The sequence below is a fragment of the Natronorubrum sediminis genome, from assembly GCF_900108095.1.
Taxonomy (GTDB): domain Archaea; phylum Halobacteriota; class Halobacteria; order Halobacteriales; family Natrialbaceae; genus Natronorubrum; species Natronorubrum sediminis.
The window spans coordinates 954,070-974,425 of the sequence record NZ_FNWL01000002.1 but is presented as its reverse complement, the minus strand read 5'-3'; the positions used below and the strand labels follow the sequence as shown (position 1 = coordinate 974,425).

22 protein-coding genes are annotated in these 20,356 nt (G+C 63.2%); 17 read left to right on the top strand and 5 right to left on the bottom strand.

The features are described 5' to 3' along the window. Window position 1: 1 nt before the first annotated feature. The 5 genes from BLW62_RS12010 to BLW62_RS11990 all read left to right on the top strand — a co-directional run bounded on the left by BLW62_RS12010 (window position 2) and on the right by BLW62_RS11990 (window position 3,833). Window positions 2-1,027, top strand: a complete 1,026-nt coding sequence (locus BLW62_RS12010; protein WP_090507262.1) for a nicotinate-nucleotide--dimethylbenzimidazole phosphoribosyltransferase — start codon at window positions 2-4, stop codon at window positions 1,025-1,027. Next, window positions 1,017-2,165 (top strand): aminotransferase class I/II-fold pyridoxal phosphate-dependent enzyme, encoded by a 1,149-nt coding sequence (locus BLW62_RS12005; RefSeq protein ID WP_090507261.1) that lies wholly within the window; start codon window positions 1,017-1,019, stop codon window positions 2,163-2,165. Before BLW62_RS12010 ends, BLW62_RS12005 begins: the two co-directional genes overlap by 11 nt. Then, window positions 2,162-2,941, top strand: a complete 780-nt coding sequence (locus tag BLW62_RS12000) for an adenosylcobinamide amidohydrolase (RefSeq protein WP_090507260.1) — start codon at window positions 2,162-2,164, stop codon at window positions 2,939-2,941. Before BLW62_RS12005 ends, BLW62_RS12000 begins: the two co-directional genes overlap by 4 nt. A gap of 48 nt (window positions 2,942-2,989) precedes the next feature. Beyond that, window positions 2,990-3,412, top strand: a complete 423-nt coding sequence (locus BLW62_RS11995) for a DUF8009 family protein (RefSeq protein WP_090507259.1) — start codon at window positions 2,990-2,992, stop codon at window positions 3,410-3,412. Between the two features lie 214 nt (window positions 3,413-3,626). After that, entirely contained in the window at window positions 3,627-3,833 is a 207-nt protein-coding gene (locus tag BLW62_RS11990) for a hypothetical protein (RefSeq protein WP_090507258.1), read from the top strand. Window positions 3,834-4,033: 200 nt separating this feature from the next. Here the strand turns inward: BLW62_RS11990 and BLW62_RS11985 are convergent, their stop codons facing one another. Further along, window positions 4,034-4,282, bottom strand: a complete 249-nt coding sequence (locus BLW62_RS11985) for a hypothetical protein (protein WP_090507257.1) — start codon at window positions 4,280-4,282, stop codon at window positions 4,034-4,036. Window positions 4,283-4,408: 126 nt separating this feature from the next. On the opposite strand from BLW62_RS11985, the gene BLW62_RS11980 reads away from it, so the two are divergent. From BLW62_RS11980 to cruF, 6 genes are all read left to right on the top strand, one after another. Then, complete coding sequence (locus BLW62_RS11980) at window positions 4,409-5,131, top strand: fumarylacetoacetate hydrolase family protein (protein WP_090507256.1); 723 nt, start codon at window positions 4,409-4,411, stop codon at window positions 5,129-5,131. Window positions 5,132-5,236: 105 nt separating this feature from the next. Continuing rightward, window positions 5,237-5,749, top strand: coding sequence for a YkgJ family cysteine cluster protein (locus tag BLW62_RS11975; RefSeq protein ID WP_090507255.1), 513 nt, complete (start codon window positions 5,237-5,239; stop codon window positions 5,747-5,749). A gap of 205 nt (window positions 5,750-5,954) precedes the next feature. Continuing rightward, window positions 5,955-6,239, top strand: coding sequence for a translation initiation factor eIF-1A (locus BLW62_RS11970; RefSeq protein ID WP_076580984.1), 285 nt, complete (start codon window positions 5,955-5,957; stop codon window positions 6,237-6,239). A 154-nt stretch (window positions 6,240-6,393) separates the two neighbouring features. Next, window positions 6,394-7,890 carry a phytoene desaturase family protein gene (locus BLW62_RS11965; protein ID WP_090507254.1) on the top strand — a complete coding sequence of 499 codons (1,497 nt, stop codon included), beginning with the start codon at window positions 6,394-6,396 and terminating at the stop codon, window positions 7,888-7,890. A 21-nt stretch (window positions 7,891-7,911) separates the two neighbouring features. Continuing rightward, window positions 7,912-8,772, top strand: a complete 861-nt coding sequence (locus BLW62_RS11960; protein ID WP_090507253.1) for a prenyltransferase — start codon at window positions 7,912-7,914, stop codon at window positions 8,770-8,772. A 2-nt stretch (window positions 8,773-8,774) separates the two neighbouring features. Then, window positions 8,775-9,641, top strand: a complete 867-nt coding sequence (gene cruF, locus BLW62_RS11955) for a bisanhydrobacterioruberin hydratase (RefSeq protein WP_090507252.1) — start codon at window positions 8,775-8,777, stop codon at window positions 9,639-9,641. Between the two features lie 17 nt (window positions 9,642-9,658). Here cruF and BLW62_RS18715 read toward each other — a convergent pair whose 3' ends face one another. The 4 genes from BLW62_RS18715 to BLW62_RS11935 form a co-directional block, all read right to left on the bottom strand. Next, complete coding sequence (locus tag BLW62_RS18715) at window positions 9,659-9,811, bottom strand: hypothetical protein (RefSeq protein WP_175459734.1); 153 nt, start codon at window positions 9,809-9,811, stop codon at window positions 9,659-9,661. A 171-nt stretch (window positions 9,812-9,982) separates the two neighbouring features. After that, the gene (locus tag BLW62_RS11945) at window positions 9,983-10,933 is read right to left on the bottom strand and encodes a phytoene/squalene synthase family protein (protein WP_090507250.1); all 951 of its coding nucleotides are present in this window, start codon (window positions 10,931-10,933) and stop codon (window positions 9,983-9,985) included. 168 nt (window positions 10,934-11,101) lie between these two features. After that, window positions 11,102-12,106 (bottom strand): hypothetical protein, encoded by a 1,005-nt coding sequence (locus BLW62_RS11940; protein WP_139305410.1) that lies wholly within the window; start codon window positions 12,104-12,106, stop codon window positions 11,102-11,104. Window positions 12,107-12,169: 63 nt separating this feature from the next. Beyond that, window positions 12,170-13,450, bottom strand: coding sequence for an ornithine cyclodeaminase, nickel-pincer nucleotide-dependent (locus BLW62_RS11935; protein ID WP_090507248.1), 1,281 nt, complete (start codon window positions 13,448-13,450; stop codon window positions 12,170-12,172). A gap of 447 nt (window positions 13,451-13,897) precedes the next feature. Between BLW62_RS11935 and msrB the strand changes: the two genes are divergently transcribed. From msrB to gdhB, 6 genes are all read left to right on the top strand, one after another. Further along, window positions 13,898-14,317, top strand: coding sequence for a peptide-methionine (R)-S-oxide reductase MsrB (gene msrB / locus BLW62_RS11930; RefSeq protein WP_090507247.1), 420 nt, complete (start codon window positions 13,898-13,900; stop codon window positions 14,315-14,317). A 94-nt stretch (window positions 14,318-14,411) separates the two neighbouring features. Beyond that, on the top strand, window positions 14,412-14,618 hold the full coding sequence (locus BLW62_RS11925; protein ID WP_090507246.1) for a DUF2196 domain-containing protein: 207 nt from the start codon (window positions 14,412-14,414) through the stop codon (window positions 14,616-14,618). Window positions 14,619-14,788: 170 nt separating this feature from the next. Continuing rightward, on the top strand, window positions 14,789-15,646 hold the full coding sequence (locus tag BLW62_RS11920) for a YihY/virulence factor BrkB family protein (RefSeq protein WP_090507245.1): 858 nt from the start codon (window positions 14,789-14,791) through the stop codon (window positions 15,644-15,646). Window positions 15,647-15,778: 132 nt separating this feature from the next. Further along, entirely contained in the window at window positions 15,779-18,763 is a 2,985-nt protein-coding gene (locus BLW62_RS11915) for a bacterio-opsin activator domain-containing protein (RefSeq protein ID WP_090507590.1), read from the top strand. 91 nt (window positions 18,764-18,854) lie between these two features. Beyond that, the gene (locus BLW62_RS18355) at window positions 18,855-18,995 is read left to right on the top strand and encodes a rubrerythrin-like domain-containing protein (protein WP_139305409.1); all 141 of its coding nucleotides are present in this window, start codon (window positions 18,855-18,857) and stop codon (window positions 18,993-18,995) included. Between the two features lie 14 nt (window positions 18,996-19,009). Next, entirely contained in the window at window positions 19,010-20,332 is a 1,323-nt protein-coding gene (gene gdhB / locus BLW62_RS11910; RefSeq protein ID WP_090507244.1) for a glutamate dehydrogenase GdhB, read from the top strand. Window positions 20,333-20,356 lie beyond the last annotated feature (24 nt).

The window sequence follows — 20,356 nt, the reverse complement described above, 5'->3', positions numbered from 1 at the left end:
CGTGCGCCTCTTGCTTCCTGCCGGAACCACCGAGACGGCACTCGTCGACGGGATCAGCGCGGCCGGTGCGACGCCCGAGTTGATGAAGCACACGCCCTCGGCGGACGCCGAGATCCTCGCCTACGGCCGGCCCGTCACGGCACCCGTCACGCCAGTGAGTCCGAACGGCTGTCCGACGCCGGCGGCCGTGACGCGGGCCGTCCGTGAAATCCTCGAGTTCGACGTCTCGATCGTCGACGCGGGGCTCGCGGAGCCGACGGCGGCCCCGACCGTCGACCTCGGCGTCGATCCCGGCGCGGACATCCGAGAATCCGCTCCCGTCCCTGAGGCGGCGGCGATCTTCGATCGCGCGGCGACCTACGCCACGAGTCTCCCGGACGACGACCTCGTCATCGGCGAGACGGTCCCCGGCGGGACGACGACCGCCCTCGGGGTGCTCACCGCACTCGGCGAACCCGCCGCCGTCTCCTCCTCGCTTCCGGCCAACCCGATCGAATGCAAACGCCGCGTCGTCGACGACGCACTCGAGGCGAGCGATCTCAGTTCCGGTGGGCTCGACGGCCAGCCACTCCAGGCCATCGAACAAATGGGCGATCCGGTTCAAGCGACCGCCATGGGGCTCGTGACGGGTGCGCTCGAGGCCGATATCGACGTGACGCTCGCCGGCGGCACGCAGATGATCGCCGTCGCCGCCCTCCTTCGACACGCTGGGCTCGAAGGGCCGCTCTCGATCGCGACCACCTCGTTCGTCGCCGACGAACAGGGGGATCGACTCGGCGAGGCCTGCTATCGGCTGAACTGCGAGCTGACGGTGACCGATCCCGGCTTCGACGGACGCGAGCACGTCTCGATGGAGCGCTACTGCGCCGGCGAGGCGAAGGAGGGCGTCGCGATGGGCGGCGCGCTCTCGCTCGTCCCCGAAGACCGACTGCCCATGGTACTGGATCGATTCGAGGTCGTCTGCGACCGACTCGGGATCGACGACGAGCACGCACAGTCGCCGACGGAGGGCGACCGTGGACCCTGAGTCCATTCACACGGGCGAGCGCGTCCCACACGGCGGCGAACCCGACCAGCGGATCCGCGACTTCTCGGCGAACACCAACCCGAACACGCCCGCCGGCGTCTCGAGCGTGTACGAGGACGCACTCGAGGAGTCCCGACGGTATCCCGACGACGAGTACTCGGCGTTCCGGGCCGCTGCGGCCGAGTTCGTCGGCTGCGAGCCCGACCGAGTGATTCCGACGTCCGGCGGACTGGCTGCAATTCGCCTCGCGATGGAGTGCGCGCTCGAGCCCGGAGAGACGGCCGTGCTCCCCGCTCCGAGCTTCGGCGAGTACGCTCGCGAGGTGCACCTCCAGGGGGCGACGCCCGAGTTCGTCGCCCACGACGAACTGCTGGCGGTTCCCGAAGAGCGACTCAGGAAGCACTCGCTCGCGGTCGTGTGTACGCCGAACAACCCGACCGGCGAAGCGGCCGACCCGGACGCGCTGGCAGCGTTTGCAGCCCGCTGTGGCGAGAGCGAGACGACGCTGCTCGTCGACGAGGCGTTTCTCGGTTTCACCGACCTGCCCTCGGCGGCGACACTCGAGGCCGAGCACGTGATCGTCGCCCGCTCGCTGACCAAATTGTTCGGGCTGCCGGGGCTGCGCGCCGGGTTCGCGGTCGCTTCAGGGCAGAACCGAGACGACCTCGAGACGGCCCGTCGCGCCTGGTCGCTCGGAACGCCAGCCGCACGCGTCGGAACGTTTTGCCTGCGCCAGGACGAGTTCGTTCGCGACACGCGCGAACGCATCGAGCGCGAGCGCGAGCGCATTCGTGAGCACCTCGAGCGGCGATTCGCCGTCTCTCCCTCGGATGCGCCCTACTTGCTCTGCGCTGTCGACGACCGCGTCGGTGGCGCTGAGATGGGAGCCGCGTCGGACGCGGATGACGCCGTCGAGACACTCGTCGAATCCGCTCGAGCAGCGGGCGTGGCGATCCGCGACGCGACGACGTTTCGCGGGCTCGATTCGCACATTCGCGTCGCGATCAAGGACCGCGAGTCGAACGATCGATTGCTCGAGGCACTCGGCTGCACTCGAGGAAGGGGAACGGAATCGACCGACACACGCGGCGAAATCGGCGGCGACGGCTCTTCGGCCGATGGAGAGGCCCACGAATGACGGGTGAGACGGGTGAGACAGGTGAGGCTAATGCGTACGACGCGACTCGCAGCGACGGCGTGCTTCGGGTTCACCGACCCGACACCGAATGGCTCTCGACTGGCTGGAACGGCGGCCGTCGGGTCGCGTCGGCTGCGTACAACGTGTCGGTCCCGGAGGGATGGAATCGTACGGATCTCGAGGCCTACGTGGGCGAGCGCCTCGAGCGCGCCGGGTTCGACACTCCGCCCGAGGCCCCGGTTTTACTCACCGGCGTCGATCAAAACGACGCCCGCGGCGCACGATGTGGCTCCGTCACGGCCTACGCGACGGCTGGCATCTCGAATCCCGCCGCGTTGCCGATGGCCGACGACGACGCGTCGACTGTCGATCACGGCCCAGACGATGTCACCTCGAGTGTTCCACCCGGTCGCGGCACGGTCAACGTCATTATCGGGACGACCCGGGCACTCGAACCCGGCGCGCTGGCGAACCTGATCGCCGTTGGCGCGGAAGCGAAGGCGACGACGCTGCTCGCGGAAACCGGCTTTCCGGGGACGACGACGGACGCCATCGTCGTCGGGCACGATCCGACGGGCGAACGCGTCGCGTTCTCCGGAAGCGGTACTGACGTCGGCGCGGCGACGCGCGCCTGCGTCAGAGACGCCGTACGCGCCGCGCTCGAGGCACACTACGACGACGGTGACCACACCCTTCCCGAATCGGTCGCGGAGGCTCCCTACGGCGTCTCGACCGACATGCGAGCGACCGTCTTCGATCCGACTGAGGGGTCCTGAGTCGAGCGCCTCGAAACGTTAACCCGCTTCGGCACAAATGACTCTCCGATGAGCGAGGACGATACCGTCGACCTGTCGGCGATCCGTTCGATCGCACTCGCGCCGGCGGACGTCGTCGACGCGTTCGCGTACACGCAAGAGAATCCCGGCGCTGCAGTGCTTCGCGTCACGCCCCCGTTTCACGGGCGGATGCGCGCCCGAATCCACGTGTTCCGAACCGAGGACACCGAGGTAACGGGTGCGATACACCTCTCGCCCGAATCGGTTCTCGAGGAGCGCGTCGTCGCCGACTATCCCGACCTCGAGTCGACGCTCGAGGGGGCCGACGCCGACGAGACGGATGCCGTCCGAAAAGAACACGCGGCGGCCGTCGAGGCGTGGCAAGAACGCGCTCGCGAGTCAATTCGTGAGACGGTGACACTCGAGACCGACGAGGGGACGCAAACGGTCGACCTCAAACTAGTCGGGTAGCATCACTGTCGAAAACCGCGCCGGGCCGGTATCCATTCTCGAGACTGTCACCACTTCTGGTACCAGTCTGGACGCTATCTCTCGAAGTCCACAAATCAGCCCCGAGCGAGTCGCTCCGATGTGATGAATTAGTTCGAGACACCTCTTCTGTCGTACACTTTCACTTTCACTCCGGCTGGATCGCATTAAGGTACCTACCGTCGAATCTCCCTGTATGGCACTGATCGCAGCGACCGACCGACACGACCAACACGATCGTTACGACGCCGACCCGGGCCGTGAACCGACGGAACGACGCCGAATCGACGTCACCGACCTGCACGCTGCAGGTATCGAGGAGTACGTCGCATCGAACGTCGACACCGACGCCGTCTCGCTCGAGCACCGCGGCGCTCGAACGTTCCTCGTGCTCGAGGAGTGAACTGGGGATTCGATCAAAACGGTTCGCACAGCCAGTAGGCACTCGAGGGAAGGGCGGGCCTGGCTGAGTGGACGTGGAGTCAGAACGTAGGCGTGAGACACGAAACGGCTGAATCCGACGGGGGTCGGATGAGGGGGCCGGAAAACGGGGGATTGGTTGGGTGGTGAAGCGGTAGTTCGAAATCCGGGACGTTTCGACGGTTAGAGTCGCTGGAGTCTGATTTCGTCGTCCGTAATCTCGTCGACGTGCGCTTCGTCGAGGTGGTACTGTTCCATCCCGTCTGTGATCTCGCGGTCGCGCTCGAGGCGAGATTTGATCGCATCGGACATCTCCGGACCGGGTTCGACGTACGCAATTTCTGCCTCGACGTCTCGAACGACGCCGATTTCCTGTCGGTTCGTATCGAGGACTCGTTTCCCCTCGTCGTCGACCGTCAAATTAGCACACATCAGTTGACGGTACCTTCTCGAGAGTGGAATACGACGGCCTTTCAGTTGCCGGTTAGACTCGAGTAGACGAAGGCCCGGTGCCCGAAAACCGATATCACTAATCGGCCGGCTGCGAGATGCCCGACAATGAAACTCGCACGAATCGCGACTGAGGATGGGACGATCACCGGACGGTACGAAGACGGCGTCGTCCACGGCGACGACGGCGTGTACGAAGTCGGCTCTGAGGGGGAACTGTTGGCTCCCTGTGAGCCCTCGGCGCTGTACTGCGTCGGCCGAAACTACGCGGCGACGCTCGACCAGATGGAGTACGAACGACCCGACGAACCCGACTTCTTCATCAAACCCCCTGCGTCGGTGCTCGGCCACCGAGACCCGATTCCCTATCCCGAGTTCACGAACGAACTGACGTACGCTGGCGAACTCGCGGCCGTCATCGACGAACCCTGCCACGACGTCTCGAGAGACGAGGTTTCGGACGTCGTGCGCGGCTACACCATCATGAACGACGTGGACGCACTCGACCAGCAGGGCCGAACGGCGCGAAAGGCCTTCGACGGCTCCGGGCCGCTCGGGCCCTGGATCGAGACGGCCCTCGAGCCGTCGACCATCGACATGTGGACCGACGTCGCCGGCGAACGACGCCAGGAGGCGAACACCGAACTGATGTTGTTCGGCCCCGAGGAAATCGTCTCGTACCTCTCGCGGCGGTTCACCTTCCAACCCGGCGACGTCATCGCCTTCGGTAGCCCGGCGAATCCGGGGCTACTCGAGCCCGGCGACACCGTCGAAATCACCTACGAGGGCGTCGGCACGCTGCAGAATACGGTCGCAGACTCGAGTGACTAACGACCCCTCGTCGGCGAATCTTCGGGTTTCTTCCTCGAGCCTCGCCGCCGGGTGTCGAGCACGCAGGGAGAAAGGCACTTGAGTTCGCTGTCCCTCCATAAACTCGTGAGCGCGAACGCTACGCGACGCGTCGAAGTCTACCCCGACCGCGAGGTCGTCGTCGAGTTCGATCCCGGCCTCACCTTCGAGTGCGTCGAGGAGTGTACGTGGTGTTGTCACCACGGGGTCCTCCTCTACGACGACGACTTGATCGGCCTCGCCAAGCGAGCGAACCTCGCCGAGACGACGACCGACTTCCGCGGCGAGAAGTTCGTCACTCGAGAAGAAAAGAGCCGAGACGACCACGTCGCCGAGGACGGGTGTGCGTGTGCGTTCCTCCGCGAGGACGGCCTCTGTACCCTTCACCTCGAGGAAGACTGGAAACCGACACGGTGTTCGGTCTTTCCGCTTTCCGTCTGGCTCGAGGATGGCGACCTCCACGTCGACATTCGTGAGTCGGCCCACGAGCACTGCGAGGGACTCGACGTCAGCGACCGCAGCGTTATCGACAATCTCGAGGCGTTTTTGCCTGAAATTCTGTGGGACCTCGACGATCCCGATTCGAACAGAGAACTGTAGTATTCTTGATTTGGATCGCCGAAAAGGAGAGTATTACAGAAAAGGAACTGCGAGTCAGAGAAATGAATAGTGTCGGTAGTCAAACAGATACTGCTGCGTTCTGGCGTTGGGGTGGAGTTGCAACTGCCAGACCGGGCGACATACCTTCGTGATGTGGTATCACGCCTCTCCAATGGTTTAACCGTCTCGCGTTCGTAGGTTACCTGTGACAGAAGACTCCGGGCGTCGGAATCTCCGCATGCCCAACAGCGATGAAGTATTCGCCGTCGTAACCGAACATCTGGGCGGAAATCACGTCCAACTCCGGTGTGAGGACGGCAAGGAACGCCTCGGCCGCATTCCCGGACGAATGAAATATCGGACGTGGATCGAGCAAGACGACATCGTCGTCGCCGAACCCTGGGACTGGCAGGATGAGAAGGCGACGATCGAATGGCGCTACACTGGCCAGGACGCAGATCAACTGCGTCGCGAAGGCCACATCGATTGATCTTCGGACCCGGTCACTGAACGATACTTCTCCGCGCACTCTCCAGTCTGCTCGAGCGAACGCTCCGCCTCGAGGAGCCAGACTTCCATCGCGTAAACGGGAACGACACCTGCAAGCGTATCGCTCATCACTCGCTGTCTCGACCACTGAGTAGATGCATTCGCTCGCTGGCGAGTCCGTCGTGATAATCGGGGCCGGCGTCGGCGGCCTGTCGACGGCCTGCCACCTCGCCGATGCCGGTGCCGACGTTCGCGTCATCGAGAAAAACGAGCAACTCGGCGGGCGGGCGAGTCGACTCGAGGCCGAGGGATTCCGATTCGATATGGGCCCCTCGTGGTATCTCATGCCCGATGTCTTCGAGCGCTTTTTCGCCGAATTCGATCGTACTCCCTCGGACTACTACGAACTCACGCACCTCGACCCACACTACCGACTCTTCTTCACCGACGGCGATCGGATCGACGTGACGCCCGACCTCGAGCGAACGAAAGCCGTCTTCGAGTCCTACGAGACCGGTGCCGGTGAGGCGCTCGAGCGCTACCTCGAGAAATCGCGGGCGAACTACGAGGTCGGGATGGAACACTTCGTCTACGAGGATCGAACCCGACTCCGGGAGTACGTCGACCGCGACGTGGCCCGACAGGCTCGCGGTCTCTCCTTGCTCGGATCGATGCAAGACCACGTCGAGGGCTACTTCGATCACCCGAAACTGCAGCAGGTCATGCAGTACACGCTCGTGTTTCTGGGTGGTTCGCCCACCAACACGCCGGCGCTTTACAACCTGATGAGCCACGTCGATTTCAATCTCGGCGTCTGGTACCCCGAGGGCGGGATCGGTCGAGTCATCGACGCGTTCGTCGATCTCGGCCGTGAACTTGGCGTGACCTACGACACGAATCGACCGGCGACGGCGATCAAGGGTCGCGAGGGTGGCTTTCTCGTCGAAACGCGACAGGGGCCACTCCAGTCGGATCTCGTCGTCTCTAACGCGAGCTATCCTCACACCGAACAGGAACTGTTACCCCCCGAACGTCGTGGGTACGACGCCGACTACTGGGAGTCACGAACCTACGCACCATCGGCGTTTCTCCTGTACCTTGGCATCGAGGGCGACGTTCCGGAGTTGGCCCACCACACGTTAGTTCTCCCCACCGACTGGCACGGTCACTTCGAACAGATTTTCGACGACCCGCAGTGGCCCGACGAGCCGGCTTACTACCTCTGTACCCCCTCCAAAACCGACGAGACGGTCGCCCCCGACGGCCACAGCGCAATGTTTGTCCTCGTCCCCGTCGCACCCGGACTCGAGGACACGCCCGAGATTCGCGAGGCGTATCGAGACAAAATGCTCGAGCACGTCGCCGACACGACGGGTGTCGACGTTCGCAACCGCATCGTCTTCGAGGAGCGCTTTTGCATCGAGGACTTCGCCGATCGCTACAACAGCTACGAGGGAACGGCGCTCGGGCTGGCACACACCCTTCGTCAGACCTCGCTCTTCAGGCCACCGCATCGGGCGAAGGGCGTCGACGGGCTCTACTTCGTCGGGGGCGACACTACGCCCGGTATCGGCGTCCCGATGTGTCTCATCAGCGGCCGACTGACCGCCGAGGCGATACTCGAGGACCACGCCCAATCGCACTCGCCGTAACCGATCGAGGACTGCTGCGCTATGGAATCAACGACTACAGGCGAGAGACGCCCCAGATCGCGGCTGTCGTACCTGCTGACACTCTCACGTCCGCGATTCTGGCTCTATCTCGCCGGCCCCGTCCTCGTCGGGGTCGCGTACGCAGCGCCGTCGGTCGACGAACTGGTCACGCCCGTCACGGTTGCGTTGTTCGCCTATTTCCTCGTGCCGGCGAACATCTTCCTCTACGGAATCAACGACGTTTTCGATCGCGAGATCGACGCCGTGAATCCGAAGAAAGAGCGGAAAGAAGCCCGCTACCGAGGGCAACGAATCGTTCCCGTCGCCGTCGCCGTCAGTGGGCTGTTAGCGTTGGGACTCGTCCCGTTCGTTCCGCGTGTTGCGTGGCTCTGGCTGGCCGTCTTCGTCGTTCTCGGAGCGGCCTATAGCGCGCCACCGATCCGTCTCAAGACGACGCCGCTCCTCGATTCGGTTTCGAACGGGCTCTACATCGCCCCCGGCGCAGCGGCGTATGCCGCCGTCGCGGGTGTTCACCCGCCCGTCCTCGCCGTCCTTGGCGGGTGGTTGTGGGCCATGGGCATGCACACCGTCTCGGCTATTCCCGACATCGATCCTGACCGCCAAACGGGAATCGAGACGACCGCGACCCTCCTCGGCGAAGGCAGAACCTACGCCTACTGTATCGGCTGCTGGCTCGCGAGCGCGCTCGCGTTCGCTACGTTAGACCTCCGCATCGGTGCGCTCATGGCCGTCTATCCTGCCTTTCTCGTCGGCGTCTGGCGGTCGAACGTCGCCATCGATCGGGCCTACTGGTGGTTCCCGGCCGTTAACACCGTTGTCGGGGCGCTTTTGACGATGGGGGGTCTCTGGAGACTCCTGTAAGGATGGATACGACGGACCACAACAGCCGGGGAGCGGATTTCAGGACAACCGTCCAGCGACGACTCGAGACGATCGTTCGCGAGAACCGAGTGACCATCGCGTTCATCTTTCCCGTCGTCGGTGCGCTGACGCTGATCGCTAGCGCCGAGGGGCTGTTGCCGGATCCGCTCGCGTACAACCCGCTGTTGATCCTCTTTGGGACGGCAGTCATGCGCTCGCCGCTTGTCGTCGGCATCTTACCCCGAATCGGGTGGCGAGCGCTCGCCTGTCTGGGCGTGTTGACGGCGTACACCTACGCGATCGAACTCGTCGGCGTCTGGACGGGCTGGCCCTACGGCACGTTCGAGTACACGATTCAACTCGGGCCGATGCTCGTCGATACCGTCCCGCTCGCGCTGCCGTTGTTTTTCATTCCGCTCGTGTTGAACGCCTACTTACTGACGCTGCTCGTTCTCGGCGAGTGGAGTCGACGGCCGCTCGTTCGGATTCCTGTCGCGATCGTTTCCGTCGTGGCGATCGACCTCGTGCTCGACCCCGCTGCCGTAGCGATCGGTTTCTGGGAGTTCGTCCCAGCAGGGGGCTTCTACGGCGTCCCGCTCTCGAACTATCTGGGCTGGGTGCTCTCGGGAACCGTCGCCGTTCTCCTCGTCGATTTCGCGTTTGATCGGTCCTCGCTACTCGAGCGTGTCGAGCGCTGTGAGTTCGTGTTAGACGATCTGGTGAGCTTCGTCCTGTTGTGGGGGACGATTAACGTCATCTACGGAAACTGGCTGGCAGCCGGTGTCGCGGGGCTGTTCTGTGTCGGCCTCTTTCGGACGGAGCGCTACGACCGAGACCTCCTCCGACAGTCTCTTTTCTCGAGTGGCTGACGCTCGTTTCGTTTCGATCAGACGAAGATACCGGTCAGTACGGTGCCGAACAGAAGCAAGAGGACCACGACAGCCACAGTCAGTGCCAGCCAGATTCCGAGTCCGAGAGCAGTCGTCCGTGCGTTGCGACGATCGATCTCGAGTGGCTTGTGCGGGTCGCTTGTCGACATACACGTCGTATTCGACGTGCAGAGACGACAGTTCGTCAGCCACGATATCGAGGCCATTGAAGAGCGCTCGATGAATCGATTCGGTCTCGTGACGGCGTACCGACCGTTCTCGAGTCGTTTGTCACTGTTTCTGTCGCTGTCGCTGTTTCTGTCTCTTGTCCGCGGTGAGGACTACTGCGTCGGCATCCGACTGGCGCGTTCTGGCTCCGGCCGTCCCCTCTCTGGTGTGGAGATAGCCGATACCTGGTCGAACACGGCTTCGGGGTCGGGGTTCCACTGCCAGTGCCAGCGCGTTCGTATCACACACCACAGCTTCCGTGCGGTCGAAAGCGACGGTTCACGGCTGAGCACGTCGTACCCTTGCGCCCGAATGAGCGCGTGGTGTTCGGCATAGAGAACAGCTGCGAGCAGAACGGGAAACTGACAGTCGTCCGGTAAGTAGCGGATGCCGGCGACGCCATCCCGATACAGTCGCTCGGTTCGGTCGAGTTCCGTCGCCATCGCCGCCGCGAACGCCGCAGAATACTCGAGGCGTTCGATCTGATCGCTCGAGACGCCGTAGCGCCCTAACGTTTCTTGCGGGAGGTAGATCCGTCCTCGCTCCAGGACGTCCTCGCGAACGTCTCGCAAGAAGTTCGTCAACTGGAACGCCTCCCCGAGAGCAATAGCGTGTGGAATCGCCGTCTCCCAGTCGTCGGGCTCCATGATCGCGGTCATCATCACCCCGACCGCAGCAGCCGACCCGCGCATGTACGACTCCAGTTCGTCGTACGTCTCGTAGCGGCTGGTGGAGATGTCCGACTGCATCGCGTCGACGAACGTCCGTATCTCCTCGTCGGGAATGTCGTGCTCCCGTCGAAGTTCGTCGACGGCTTCGAGTACGGGACCGTCGGGGGGCGACTCGCCGAGCGCCTGTGCGCGTAAGGCCTCGAGTTCGGCATGCTGCTCGGCCGGGGGAACGCCGTTTGCGTCGTCGACCACCTCGTCCGCGATTCGGAAAAACGCGTAGAGAACGTGCGTCGCGTGACGAACTCGTTTCGGGAGGAACGTCGTCGCGAGATAGAACGTTTTCCCGGTTCGTCGTTGAATCGCCTTGCTCGCGTCAACGTGTTCTCGTTGCATGCTCTCTTCGCCCCCAACAGCAACCCGTTGGATGTAACTCGAACAACAATTGCACACCCAATAGCTTCCCCGCTTGCAAAGCGGTAGCCGTTATCCGATCGAGAGCCGATTGCCGCCATCACGTACGCCGACGTAGCGTCGGGACGGCGACAATCCGAGGCATCTCACCTACAACGACGGCACAACCTCGTTGTTCTCACACTGCTCGAGGGCCCGCTCACCGTCCTCGAAGTACGAGTCGCCCGCAACCCAGTCTCCGTCTGCGTACTCCTCGGAGCCGAGAGCGTAGTATTCCGCACTCTCAGCGAGTGCGTTTACTTCGCACGCGAGATCGATCAGATCACTTCTGAACTCCGCCGGTGCGTCGTCCTCGGCATCCGTCACGACCGAGTAGGCATCGTCGAACGTTTCAGCCGCTGACTCGAAGGACGACGACGCAGACTGGAACTCCTCGACCTCGAGCGATTCGACGCCGTTTTCGAACGGCTGCATCGCTTCGGCCATCAGTTCGCTTGCGCTAAAGTACACGTCGAGTAGCTCGAGGACGTCCTCGATCTCTTCGAGTTCGGCCTCCATTTCCGCCGCGTCGACTTCGTCGACTTCCTCGAGTACAGACGTGTCGATCTCCTCGAAGGTGGATCGTGCAACCGTCGCGTGGTCTCTCGCATCGTCGTTGTGCGCAGCCGCTCGTCCAGCAGCGGTCTCCGCATCGTCCCACCGCTCCTGGTCGAGGTACTGCTCCCACGCGTCGAGTTCGTTCATCGCCTCGCCGAGATCGACGAACAGGTCGACGAATTCGCGTAGAAAGTCGGCGACGCCCTCGAGGGCGTCGATTACGTCGGTTTCGTCTCCGTCCGCCGCTTCGCGGGCTGTGGAGAGGTCGTCTTCGGCGTCGTCGATTCGTGCTTCGATTCCGGCGGTTTCGATGGTCCACGAACTGTCATCGAGTGGATCGTCGGCGTCGTCGAGTACTGCTTCGAATTCTGCGGCCGCCTCGTCGAGCGTTTCGTCGGCGGATTCGATTAGATCGGCTGGTTCTTCGTCCGTGCTCGCTGCCGAATCGTCGTCATCAGCACTTCCACCCGAATCGTCGCCGCTACTATCACTCAAACAACCTGCAAGCGACAGCGTCGCAACCGATACCCCACTGACAAGCACCCGTCTTCGATGCATAGAACGAATTACGACTGGACCACTAAATGTATTCTGACAACGTGACAGTTCACTCGAATATAATTACTCCTCGAGCAACTCGTCGCGAAGCATCGGGATGAACGTCCCGATGTCGGTGACCATGCCGATAGCCTGTGCGCTGCCGCGGTCGAGTAACTGTGTAACGGTGGCCGGGTTGATGTCCACGCAGACGGTCTTCGTGGTCGAGGGAAGACAGTTACCGACGGCGACGGAGTGTAACAGCGTCGAGAGCATGAGCACGATATCGGCGTCGTGAGCCTGCTCGCGAATCGCGTCCTGGGCCTCGATTGCGTCGGTGATCGTATCCGGAAGCGGACCGTCGTCACGGATCGAGCCGGCGAGGACGAACGGGACGTCGTTGTCGATACACTCGTACATCACGCCCTCGTCGACGATTCCCTCGTCGACGGCGGCCTCGATGCTGCCGAGGCGAGCGATCTCGCTGATCGTGTAGATGTGGTGTTTGTGTCCTTTCCGAGGGTGCTCGAGGCTCTCCGTGTCGACGCCCAGCGAGGTGCCATAGAGGTCCCGCTCTAAGTCGTGTACGGCAAAGCCGTTGCCGGCACTCAGGTTGTCGATGAAGCCCGCACGGACGAGGTCCGCAAGGGCGTCTCGGCCGCCGGAGTGGACGATCGCCGGCCCACAGACGACGAGGACGTTCCCGTCGTTCTCGCGCACCTCGCGCATCTCGTCCGCGATTTCCTCGATCAGCGACGCAGAGGGTCGTTCGCTCGAGACGCCGCCCTGCATGAAGCCAAAGGAACCGCCGCCGTTCCGGGGTCGCTCGGGCGGTTCGACGCGAATGCCCGTCTCGCCGGTGACGACGAGGTCGCCTTCCTCCACGGCGTTGAGCACTTTCGTGAGCACGCGGGTTTTGCCGTCACCGTTTCTCCTATCGTCGGTGTTACCGACTCCCTGCGGATCCGCTGGATCCGCTCTTTCTACAACGAGCGCGCAGTCCATCTCCGGATCCTCGATTTCGACCCACTCGCCGTCGACGCGCACGTACGTCGGGTGGTTCGTCGTCGAGTAGAAATCGACCGGGACGACGCCGTCTTCGGGAGCGTTCTCGAGCGTCGCATCCCGCGGATCGGCGACGGTCGCTCCTTGTTGATTGAGTTCGTGGAGAATCGCTCGCAAGTCCTCTTCGGACTCGGCCATGACTCGCATCCGGCAGTACGTCTCGGCGTGTTTGTGACGGCCAACTTCGAAGTCTTCGACCTCGAACTCACCGCCCATATCCATCACGACCCCGAAACACATGCCCATCGTCCCCGAGTCGATGATGTGCCCCTCGAGTTCGACGGTTCGCGCAACTGTCATTGCTATGGCGTTGGCGACCGGGGACCGTGAATGTGTGCGTTATCGACCGGGTCTCTCGGAGGTTCTGAACCCGAGACAGATCTAATTCCCTACTCGTCGCTCAACGGCTGGCAACTCGTTCTCGAGCGAACAGTCACGACCGTTCGGAACAACGCCTATGCGAGTGTATCCCATACTCGAGCGTATGACGAGTGGATCAATTACTGCCGGGCAGTCTCGCTGTCGACGATGCGGGTTCGAAGCACCTGGTGGCGACGAGGCTTGGCGACGAATCGACGTACCGAAACTGGGCCGAATGACTCAGTGTCCCGACTGTGAGAGCACGGACGTCATCACGAGTCGGTAGCACGAACCGAACTCGAGTGAGGACCGTCGAGTGGGGACCGACGACTCGCACCCGGCGAACGCACAACAGACTCTTGGGTGACTCGTCCGTAGTCCCCTCCTATGGAACACGAGACAGACGAAACCCCTCGAGAGGGCACCGACCTCCCCACGAGCGACGAGGAGTGGCGCGAGGAACTCGACGACGAGGAGTATCGAATCCTGCGAGAAGCCGGAACCGAGCCCGCGTTCAGCGGCGAGTACGTCGACCACAAAGACGACGGAAGCTACGTCTGTGCCGGCTGTGGGGCCGAACTGTTCGACTCCGAGACGAAGTTCGACTCCGGCTGTGGCTGGCCGAGTTTCTACGATACGGACACCGACCGCGTCGAAACTCGACTCGACACCAGCCACGGGATGCGCCGCACCGAAGTGCTGTGTGCCGAATGCGGCGGCCACCTCGGCCACGTCTTCGAGGACGGCCCCGAACCGACCGGCAAGCGCTACTGTATCAACTCCGCCGCCCTCGACTTCGACGAGTAAGACGGCCGTCCGAATCCGCCGCTGTGAATGCTCGGACGACGAGGACGAATGTACAGGCACCATCGTTCTTCTATTCACTGGCACACGTTCGTCCATGTCTAACGAACGATCAGCTGCGTCCGACCTCCGGCAGGGGATCACCGTCGAAATCGTGCAGGGCGATCAGGACGTCGAATCCGAAGATCGAGAGTCCCTCATCGGGGAAGTGGCGACCGTCTACGAAGACGACCCGAAGGGATTACAGGTCGAACTGAAAAACGGCGTCGTCGGGCACGTCCAGTCGGTCGTCCACGACGAATAGTACGCGGTACCGTTCTCGCATCGATTACGTATCGGCTCCGTCAAGCGCCCGATTACGTATCGGCTCCATCAAGCACCCCTTCCCCCAATTCGTGTGTTCTCTCCGCAGTCATATACACCAGGCCCCGATGCCGGCCAAACCACTATCCGCGACGCCGCCGATATCGAGACATGGCCGACTCGAGTCTCCTCTCGCTCGCCGGCGACGTCGCTGCCGTCTCCCGCGAACGCCAGATCAGCGTCAAGTCCGCCGGGCTGGCTTACCACGCGTTCAACACCCTCGTTCCGCTGGTCATCCTCGCGCTCGTCGGTGCCACGCTCACGGATTCGCTCGAGCCGCTGGTCTCGACGTTCGAGTCAGCGGCCGGCCTCGACGGTATCGTGACCGACGGCGGACTCGAGGAGGCGGCCGGCAACAGCGGCGACAGGATACGGGCTGCGATTCTCGCACTCCTCATTTTGCTGTGGAGCGCTGCTCGCTTGTTTCAGGCAGTCAACAGCGCGTTTACGGACGTCTACGGCTCTCGGAAGGACGAATCGTACGTGAACACGGCGACGACGGTAACGCTCGTCACGGTGCTCAACGCGGCGCTCGTGACGGCGACGGTCGCGCTGGCCGTCGCGTTGGTCAGCGTCGTCGGAATCAGTCTCTCGGTTCTACTCGGCGGGGTCGTAGCGACGGCAGCCAGCGCCGTCCTCCTCGCGATTCTCCTCGTGGCCGTCTTCACGCCGATGTACTACCTCTTTCCACAACCGGACGTCGCCGTCGTCGAGGTGCTGCCGGGGGTTGCGTTCGCCGCCCTCTCGTGGACCGCGTTGGCCGTCAGCTTCAGGATATACGTCGCCACCTCCGAGAGCATCGCGCTCTTTGGAATCGCCGGCGCAATCTTGCTCGTCCTCACCTGGGTGTACCTCGGTGGCTTCTGTCTCCTGTTGGGTGCCGTTTTGAACGCCGTCCTCTCCGGCCACGTCGATCCCGACGAGGGCTGGATCCCGATGCAGGCCGTCTGGACGGAGTCGAATCCCTAAATCGGACGCGTTGCACCGCGGTTTTCTGCTGGCTCGAGTGACCCGCCCCCCGACTCCTCGAACGACGTTACACACTTCTCACGCTGAAACAATCCGATGGCTTCTATCATCACGGGGCCCTACGGGTATCGAATGGCAACTGCACGGACACTCGACGACGCCCATCTCCTCGTCGTCGAGTCGGCAGACGACCGGGCCGAGGGGCGCTCGCCCACCCTCTCGGATCGACTCTCAGTCGGGGGCGAGGGCGCGACCGACGCCGACTCCTCGGAACCGAGCGCAGCGCAACTCGCGGGAGCCCTCACGACGGCCTCGAGCGTAGAGACGGCGCTCGAGACCCTCGAGACGGATTCGATCGACTGCGTGGTGAGCGCGCAGTCGCTCACCGACGGGACCGGAACCGAACTCGTCGAACGCGTTCGCGAGCGTGACGTCGCACTCCCGTTCGTACTCGCGCCCCGCGACGGCGACGAGGTACTCGCGAGCGAAGCGATCACTGCAGGCGTCACGGAGTACGTCCCGGCTGCGGACTCGAGTAAGCCCCTTACCGAGACGCTCGAGCGAGCGCTCGAACAGGGAGACGACTGCAGACACGCTCGCGTGCAGGCTCGACAGTTTCGAGCCGTGTTCAACGATCCGGAGACGTACGCGTGGGTCGTCGATCGCGATGGTAACATCTGCCAAGCGAACGACCGCGCGCTCGAGACCGTTCACGGGGGCGACGATGCCACCTGCGGAGGGCAGTTCGCGGCGCTTCCGTGGTGGGACGCCGCCGACTCGGGAGGCGAGTCGATCCGAACGGCGATCGACACGGCGGCGGCCGGCACGGTCGCACACCGCGAACTCACGCTGGCGCAGGGGCCTCCACTCGAGGCCGACACCGAAAGCGCCGCGGAGCGCACCGTTCCACGGACGCTCGAGGTGACGGTCAGACCGGTTCGAGACGAATCGGGGACCGTCGTCTCCGTCCTCGCACAGGTGACCGACGTCACTGATCGGGCGCGACTCGAGCAGGAGGTCCGCGAATCGGAGGAACTCCACCGGGTGACGCTCAACAACATGACCGACACCGTCTTGATCACGGACGACTCCGGCGAGTTCACCTACGTCTGTCCGAACGTCCACTTCATCTTCGGCTACTCGGACGACGAAATCCACGAAATGGGCTCGATCGACGACCTCCTCGGGCCGGAGCTCTTCGACCGCGAGGAACTCGAGTCGGAGGGCGTGTTGACCAACATCGAGTGTACGGCGACCGACCGCGCGGGCCGGGAGCACACGCTGTTAGTCAACGTTCGTACCGTCTCGATTCAGGGCGGAACGACCCTCTATAGCTGTCGTGACGTGACGAAGCGAAAGCGCCGCGAGGAGGCCCTGACGGCGCTTCACCGAACGACGCGACAACTGTTGTACGCCGAGAGCGAACGCGAGATTGCCGAAATCGTCGTCGACGACGCGACGGACGTACTCGACCTCGAGAACACCGGGGCGTACCTGTTCGATACCGACGAAAACGTGCTCAGTCCGGCGGCCGCATCGCCAGCGATGAAGCGAAATCACGGTCCTCTGCCGGAGCGGCGAGCGGCGGACGGCAGCCTCGCGGGACAGGTGTTCGTCGACGGCGACGCGACGTTTTTCCCCGACGTCCACGACGCATCGGCCGTCTCGAACCCGGCGACTGATCTCACAAGCGTCGGTCTCGTCCCGCTCGGTGACCACGGCGTTTTCGTCGTCGGCTCACCCGACGCCGACGCGTTCGACGACGTGACTCGAGAACTGACCGATCTGCTCGCGACGACGGCCGAGGCCGCACTCGATCGAGTGCGCCGAGAACAGACGCTCCGAGAGCGTGACCGCGAACTCAAACAGCAAAACCGGAAACTCTCCCGACTCAATCAGGTCAACGAGATCATCCGCGAGATTGACACGGCGCTCGTCCGAGCGGAGACGCGCGAGGAAATCGAAGCCGCCGTCTGCGAGCGACTCACGTCCGCCGATCGGTTCTCCTTCGCCTGGATTGGGACGACGGACGTCACGGGAGAGCGCCTCGAGACGAACACGCACGGCGGGACGGGCCGCGGGCGTGACTACCTGGACAGTATCCCACACACCCTTTCGGAGACGAGTGAGCCTGCTGCTCGAACCGCCGCGACGAACGACGTCACGGTCGTTTCGAACGTTGCGGAGCGTCTACGCGATGAACCGTGGCGCTCCGAAGCGCTCTCTCGAGAGTACCAATCCGTCGCGGGCGTCCCGCTGGCCTACGACGAGTTCACCTACGGCGTGTTGACCGTCTACGCAGACGAACCGGACGCGTTCGAGGGCGTCATCCGCTCCGTGCTGATCGAACTGGGCGAAACGATCGCGTCCGCAATCGCCGCCGTCGAACGCAAACAGGCCCTGCTGACCGACTCTCGGACTCGCCTCGAGTTCGAGGTGATCGACGACAGCTTCATCTTTACCAGACTCGCGACGCGTGCGGAGTGTACGCTCTCCTTCGACGGCGGCATTCAGCTTCACGAAGACGGCGCAGCCGTGTTCGCCACCGTCGAGGGAGCGCCCGCCACCGACGTCGTCGACGCGGCCGCGGATCTCGTCGCCGTCGAAGATATCCAGCACCTCGGTGACGGTGAGGATGTCGACGACCCCGCGTCGGGCGAGACTGTCCTCATCAACCTCGCACCACCGTTTTTGGCCCTCCAGCTTGCAGACCACGGCGTCGTCTTACGAAGCGTCGAGGCGACGCCGACTGACACACACGTCGTCGTCGACGTCCCCCGAACCGTCGACGCCAGCGAGAGCATCGACATCGTCTCGAACGCGTTCTCGGACGTTTCACTCGTCGCCAAGCGAACCGTCGACCGGACGACTGCACGCACCCTTCGCGCTCAACTCCTCGAGCGACTGACGGACCGCCAACTCGAGGTCGTCCAACTAGCGTATTACGGCGGCTACTTCGAGTCGCCGCGAGAGCGTTCGGGCGAGGAAATCGCCACGACGCTCGAGATTTCGCCGGCTGCGTTCTACCGCCACATTCGGACGATTCAGCGGAAACTGTTCACCATTCTGTTCGACGAAATCGGCCTTCCGGCAAAAACGACGGCGCCCGTTGAATAGTGAACGTCTGTCCGATCCCCGACGCTAGTTATCTGATGGATACCACTATCCTAATATCCCTATTATTCCTAAATGGAGAAACCTTCGTCACATGAAAGACATTCGTTTCAACCCTGAGGACGAATCGACCTACGAGTGTTTCAACTGTGGGACGCTCGTTCGGACGACAGCGCCCGCCCAGTGTCCCGACTGCGGGACGGACATGCGTAATCGACGGACGCCAATCGAGTAATCACCGCTTCTTGTATGGCCCCAGAACTCACACCAGATGAATCTTCGACGAACCGACAGGTGACCGACGACGAACCCGAAACCGCACTCGAGACCGCGCGTCTTCAACTCGAGCGTGCCGCGACACACCTCGATATCGGCGACTCCGTCATCGAGCGTCTCAAACACCCGGCAAAAGTCCACGAGGTCACCATTCCACTCGAGCGTGACGACGGGTCGGTCGACGTTTACACCGGCTACCGGGCCCAACACGACAGCGTCCGCGGCCCGTACAAGGGCGGCCTTCGTTATCACCCCGGCGTCACTCGAGACGAGTGCGTCGGCCTGTCGATGTGGATGACCTGGAAGTGCGCCGTCATGGACCTCCCCTTCGGTGGCGCGAAAGGTGGGGTCGTCGTCGATCCGAAGTCGCTCTCGACGGACGAAACCGAACGCCTGACTCGCCGATTCATGCAAGAAATTCGGCCGGTTGTGGGGCCGACGACGGACATTCCGGCACCGGACATGGGAACGGATCCCGCGACGATGGCCTGGTTGATGGACGCCTACAGCATGCAGGAAGGCGAGACCATCCCGGGCGTCGTCACCGGAAAACCACCCGTTATCGGTGGCTCGGCGGGTCGCGAGGAGGCTCCTGGACGGAGCGTCGCTATCGTCACCCGCGAAACCTGTCAGTACTACGATCGCCCGTTAGCGGACGTGACGGTCGCCGTCCAGGGCTTTGGCAGCGTCGGTGCGAACGCCGCCCGATTGCTCGACGAGTGGGGAGCGACCGTCGTCGCCGTCAGCGACGTCAACGGTGGCGTCCACGACCCCGATGGAATCGACGTCGAGACCATCCCGTCACACGATGAGGAGCCAGAGGCCGTCACCCGATACGCCGAATCCGCCGCTGGCACGGGCTCGCTGACCCGACTGTCGAACGCGGACCTGCTCGAGCTCGACGTCGACGTGTTGATTCCGGCTGCCGTCGGGAACGTCATCACCGACGAGAACGCGGCAGCGATCGACGCGGACATCGTCATCGAAGGCGCGAACGGCCCGACGACGTTCGGCGCAGACGCCATCCTCGAGGAACGCGGTATCCCCGTGATTCCCGATATCCTCGCTAACGCCGGCGGCGTCACCGTCAGCTACTTCGAGTGGCTCCAGGACATCAACCGCCGAACGTGGTCACTCGAGCGCGTGCACGAAGAACTCGAGACGGAGATGGTCGACGCCTGGACCGGTTTGCGAGAGACGGTGGACGAACGCGACGTCAGTTGGCGTGACGCGGCGTACATCGTCGCGCTCTCTCGCGTCGCAGCGGCCCACGACGCACGCGGGTTGTGGCCCTGATCGAGCGCGTTTACGATTTTCACG